At 55.6% G+C, this 3073-nt stretch carries 4 protein-coding genes and 1 tRNA gene; 2 read left to right on the forward strand and 3 right to left on the reverse strand.

Features of this window, described 5'->3' with window-relative positions:
* Positions 1 to 388: 388 nt before the first annotated feature.
* Both WBV42_RS07240 and WBV42_RS07245 read left to right on the forward strand, forming a co-directional pair.
* The gene (locus WBV42_RS07240) at positions 389 to 1021 is read left to right on the forward strand and encodes a PEGA domain-containing protein (RefSeq protein WP_423985431.1); all 633 of its coding nucleotides are present in this window, start codon (positions 389 to 391) and stop codon (positions 1019 to 1021) included.
* Between the two features lie 135 nt (positions 1022 to 1156).
* Complete coding sequence (locus WBV42_RS07245) at positions 1157 to 1387, forward strand: hypothetical protein (protein WP_423985432.1); 231 nt, start codon at positions 1157 to 1159, stop codon at positions 1385 to 1387.
* 9 nt (positions 1388 to 1396) lie between these two features.
* Here WBV42_RS07245 and WBV42_RS07250 read toward each other — a convergent pair whose 3' ends face one another.
* From WBV42_RS07250 to WBV42_RS07260, 3 genes are all read right to left on the reverse strand, one after another.
* Positions 1397 to 2239, reverse strand: coding sequence for a class I SAM-dependent methyltransferase (locus WBV42_RS07250; protein ID WP_423985433.1), 843 nt, complete (start codon positions 2237 to 2239; stop codon positions 1397 to 1399).
* 127 nt (positions 2240 to 2366) lie between these two features.
* Positions 2367 to 2469, reverse strand: a tRNA-Gln gene (locus WBV42_RS07255).
* Positions 2470 to 2642: 173 nt separating this feature from the next.
* Positions 2643 to 3071 (reverse strand): metal-dependent transcriptional regulator, encoded by a 429-nt coding sequence (locus WBV42_RS07260; RefSeq protein WP_066146353.1) that lies wholly within the window; start codon positions 3069 to 3071, stop codon positions 2643 to 2645.
* Positions 3072 to 3073: the final 2 nt, after the last annotated feature.

Raw genomic sequence — 3073 nt, forward strand, 5'->3', positions numbered from 1 at the left:
GGTATATGTCTTGTTTCTATTTGTCATCGAACCAATCCGCTTGTCTGTAGAATGAACATATCCAAATACAACTGAACGAGGGCTGTAACGGACTGTTTCGGCGATATCGATCCGTGTTACTTTCGACACCCTGGTGTGTGCTACCGATAGTCTGACGTCTTCGAATCGTTTTATAGTGGAATATTTGTCAGTATCGGGTAGGGAGATTCGACTCGCTTGTGGACGAACCGACAAGCGTGCGCGACCGGTTCAGAGTCGAGTAACGTCCCCCTACTGACGAATGATCACGTTACTCTCCCCCTGACTGGTTTCGAAACGAGGAAATGGCAGATTAATTACTGACAACAGGATATTTATGGAGCATCGCGTATATATGAACATACCACATATGAATCGGAATCGATCAATCGCAATCGTCCTCGTCATCTCCGTGCTCCTCGCTGGTTGTGCCGGTCTCGGTGGTTCGGATACGACGAGTTCGAGTACGGCGACGACGACCACGACCACGACGAGTGCACCCGCATCGACGAGTTCGAGCGCGTCGACGACGACGGCGACGACTACGACGACCACGACGACCACGACCACGGAGGAAACCACGACGACTGAAGAGGCTTGGGAGCCGCCAAAGGCACCGAACACACCGTTCCAGCACAAGGAGGACCCCACCCGCTTGAAGAGCGTCAAACTCGTGGACAAGGTGAAAGCCAAGAGCGGTAACGGCTACTCCAGCTTCAACGTCGAAGTCGTGGCCAACACGTCCATGAAGAACGTGGACCCGGAACCGCTCGTCGATGGTGACCCGTACTTCCTCGTCCAAATCAACGGCAAGAACGTCGGTCGGACGGGCGTCCGGTTCCAGCACGACGAAGGTACTTACCCCGTCGATATCGACAAGAGAGCGTTCGAGCAGTTCAACGACGGCACGCTCCACGTGACGGTGTACCTGCTCGACAAGGACCACGAGCACGACGACGTGTACGCCAAGTGGACCGGCACCATCCAGTATAGCTCGAAGTAAGCGGTTCGATTCTTTTTTCTAGCTTTTCAGCTCGTGATGAGTAGCACTCCGCTATCGCTACTCCGTATGGATGGGTGGCAGAATTCGTTCAGACTCTCGACAAAGTATTTACCACGAGTGTTTTAATATCCGAATATGATCGACGTTGGGAAAATGCTCTTCGGACTCGTACTCCTCGTCGGGGGCGTACTTTCGTACCGGTACGCCTATGAGCTGTCACGGTTGGGTGAACGCATCGATTCCATCGGGAGCACGATGTCGTGGGACGAGGTCGAACCGACAAACTGGCGGGTCCTTCTCAGTCAACTCTCGAGCGTCATCGTGGCGGGCGTCGGCGTACTGATGGTGCTCGGAGGGATATTTTGATTCCCCGAATTATCGAGAATTACTCGGGACGCGTGCCACAGCGAACATTTCTCGGGAAATGTCTACGACCGTTCGGTCTTCACGAAGTTCCCGGAGAAGTTCTCGCACCGTCTCCCGCACCTCTTTTTCGTGGGTTTCGAAATCGACGCCGAGCATCGTACAGATACCGTTGAACCCTGCGGTACGCTCTACCCACAAGTCGGCTTGCTCGAACTCCGCTTCCAGTTCAGCGAGGCGGTAGTAGTGGCACTCGGTCCAATCCGGTTCGTCGTACGTCTGCATGGCAAGTTCACGGGTGTAGTCACCCGAGCGTGCCTCGGGAAGCAGTAACGGATACGTCGTCTCCAAATTCCCTTCGCGAAGGATGATTTCGAGGTTCGCCAACCGCCCGAAGACGGAGACGACGATCGGTGAACCGGGGGTCGCGACCCGACGGAGCTCGTCGAGCGCCGCTGCTCTCCCGTCGGCATCGAGAATATGCGAGAGTGCACCACCGAGACAACACACGCCGTCGAAGGTGTCATCGTCGAACGGAAGCCCACGGAGGTCGCCTTGAACGGTACGAACCCGATCAGCAACGTCGTGCTCGGTGATTTTCTCGCGCCCGGTACGAAGCTGCGTTCGACTCACGTCGAGGAGAACGGGGCTGTTTCCACGCTCGGCGAGGCGGATCGAATACCGACCGGGACCGCCACCTGCATCGAGAACCAATCCGTCATCCGGAAAGAACTCATGGAGGTACTCGAACGTTCCTTCGAACGCGATTTCCGAGAGGAATGAACCCCGGCGTCGGCCCCACTCCCAGTCGGCTTCTTCGTCGTAGAACCGACGAGGTTCCATCGAATCGAACATACACGTTCTGTGCGTTCTTCAATTATAATCTCTTCCGGAGGGATTGAAAATACATTCAGATAACCTTCTGGATTCTCTCCGCGACAGAAGTCACTGTGTTTCGGGTGGATTGCTGTAGAATTTCTAATAGTCCCGGGCGGATTCGAACCGCCGTCAATGGCTGTCTTCCGCAGTTGGAAAAACCAACCACGTCCAAAGGCCATTATGATTGGCCACTACACCACGGGACTGCACTCACTGCGTTCGCTTGCCCCGTGTACCTCGCAAATCCGTTGGATTTGCTCACCACCACGGGACTGCAGAGCATAGTCGCCTTCTGCTACGAAGGCTACGTCGTCACGTAATTCGGGTGGCTACTTGAACGTAACGCATGCGCTTCGTCGTGAAATTCGATAGCCCGCGCTCAATCCGCGAATCCGTCTTCGACCAGATGCTCACACATGTCCTCGTCGGCGTAGAAGCAGTCCGGACACTGGGGTTCGCGGTCGATGATGGTGTCTAGCCGGTTCGCAACGGTTTCGTCGATGACGCTTTCCAGTTGTTTCGCCTCCATCTGGAAGTCGTCGACTTCGAGGACGTTGGCGAGGAAGCGTTCCAGAATGCAGTAGGTCTGAAGCGCGTCGCTGGCACGGGCTTCACCCTCTTCGGTAAGCGTGACCCCGCGATACTTTTCGTGCTCAACCAGTTCCCGTTCCTGGAGTTTGCCGACCATTTCGTTGACGCTCGCGGGACTTACGCCGAGTCGGTCCGCGAGTGCGCCGGTCGCCGCCGGGCCATCTTCGATACGCTGGACGAGATAGATCGCTTTGAGATACTGATCTGCTGTGTTCATTC

Source organism: Haladaptatus sp., assembly GCF_049589095.1.
In the GTDB taxonomy this organism is placed as follows: domain Archaea; phylum Halobacteriota; class Halobacteria; order Halobacteriales; family Haladaptataceae; genus Haladaptatus.

Bases quoted from the DNA above. Each gene is read 5' to 3' on its own strand.
- WBV42_RS07250 (WP_423985433.1), bottom strand. From the start codon at position 2,239: ATGTTCGATTCGATGGAACCTCGTCGGTTCTACGACGAAGAAGCCGAC.
- WBV42_RS07260 (WP_066146353.1), bottom strand. From the start codon at position 3,071: ATGAACACAGCAGATCAGTATCTCAAAGCGATCTATCTCGTCCAGCGT.
- WBV42_RS07245 (WP_423985432.1), top strand. From the start codon at position 1,157: ATGATCGACGTTGGGAAAATGCTCTTCGGACTCGTACTCCTCGTCGGG.
- WBV42_RS07240 (WP_423985431.1), top strand. From the start codon at position 389: ATGAATCGGAATCGATCAATCGCAATCGTCCTCGTCATCTCCGTGCTC.